The organism is Bartonella sp. MR168JLCBS (assembly GCF_042194175.1).
Genome location: NZ_JBHIMP010000064.1, coordinates 1 through 1,578, shown reverse-complemented (window position 1 = coordinate 1,578; position 1,578 = coordinate 1). Strand labels below are relative to the sequence as shown.

The following is a 1,578-nucleotide window of genomic DNA, read 5'->3' as shown; positions in this document are numbered from 1 at the left end:
CGACGCTCTTCAGTAATAGTATCGCCAACCCGCGTATCAGCAACCTCTTTGATAGAAGCCGTGATAAAACCAATCTCTCCTGGCCCTAACGTATCAACCTGCACCATTTTAGGGGTAAACACACCAACGCGTTCAACAAGATATTTTACTCCTGTACCCATCATGCGAATGATTTGACCTTTTTTTAAGATACCATCTATTACCCGTACCAAAACGATCACGCCAAGATATGCATCATACCAACTGTCAACCAACATTACTTTCAGGGGGTTTTTAACATCACCAATATGCGGAGGTGGCAATTGCCTTACTATTGCTTCTAAAACATCTGGAACACCAAACCCTGTTTTTGCAGATATTTCTACAGCCTCAGATGTATCGATACCAATCACATCTTCAATTTGTTCTTTAACACGCTCAGGTTCTGCTGCTGGAAGATCGACCTTATTGAGCACAACAACCAATTCATGAGAATTATCAATGGCTTGATAAACATTTGCCAACGTCTGCGCTTCCACACCTTGGCTCGCATCTACAACTAAAAGTGAACCCTCACAAGCCGCCAATGAACGTGATACCTCATAAGCAAAATCAACATGACCGGGCGTATCAATAAGATTTAAAATGTAGGTTTCACCATTTTTTGCTTTATAGTGCAGGCGTACCGTTTGTGCCTTAATAGTAATGCCACGTTCCCGCTCAATATCCATGGAATCAAGCACTTGCTCTTTCATCTCCCGTGTTTCAAGCCCTCCTGTCATTTGAATCAAACGATCAGCTAATGTTGACTTTCCGTGATCGATGTGCGCCACGATGGAAAAATTGCGGATATAATTACGATCTACTGTCATACGGGCGATTTAGCAAAGAATAAAATAAAATGCAAAGGCCAATTATGTCCCTTCGAAAACCTTTAAAAAATATAAACGAAATGACCTCCCAAAAACACAACTCTTCCTAACCTAAAAAACGAGGCTTTTTTGCTAAACGCACTACCAATAATTGAAAAGTAGCCAAATGCTCTTAACTCTTTTTCATATCCGTTCGGTTTATCACTCATATGCCCGTATAATATTAGAAAATGCGTATAGAGTTTAGATTTGGATCAAATTCGTAAGAAATGCTGTTTTTTATTTACACACAATACGTTGCTTTTTTCGTCAATCTTACACAAAATGAAAAAAGCTTAAAATCGGAGCAATAAATCCTCTAAACTATCAAAATCTTAGAAAGATGCTCTCTTACACGATATCTTTTGAAAAAAATCACACTTTTCTATAAGATTGCGTTTTTTCCTCTCTTTAAAGACGAAAAACACATCAAGAGCCCATTTTATTTCGTTGAAGAAACAACAAAAATGAAATCTCCTCAAGTGGAAATATCACGAAATAAAATCATAATAAGAGAGGTGCAAAGTTAATCTATTTTTTCAATCATTTTATTTCTTTTACGCCATTGTGAAGGTTGTAATTCAGCCACGATAATCCCAATCAAAATAAGTGCTCCTCCTAATAAAGCTAAAGGAGATAAACGTTCACCAGCCAAACGCCCAACAATACCAGCCCATACAGGTTCTCC

Annotated in this window: 1 protein-coding gene and 1 pseudogene; both read right to left on the bottom strand. The window is 38.0% G+C overall.

Features of this window, described 5'->3' with window-relative positions:
* Positions 1 to 851 (bottom strand): GTP-binding protein (locus tag ACFIK8_RS09070; protein WP_375669233.1); only part of this gene is annotated, 851 nt, incomplete at its 3' end.
* Between the two features lie 565 nt (positions 852 to 1,416).
* Positions 1,417 to 1,578, bottom strand: a pseudogene (locus ACFIK8_RS09065) (EamA family transporter); the annotation flags it as partial.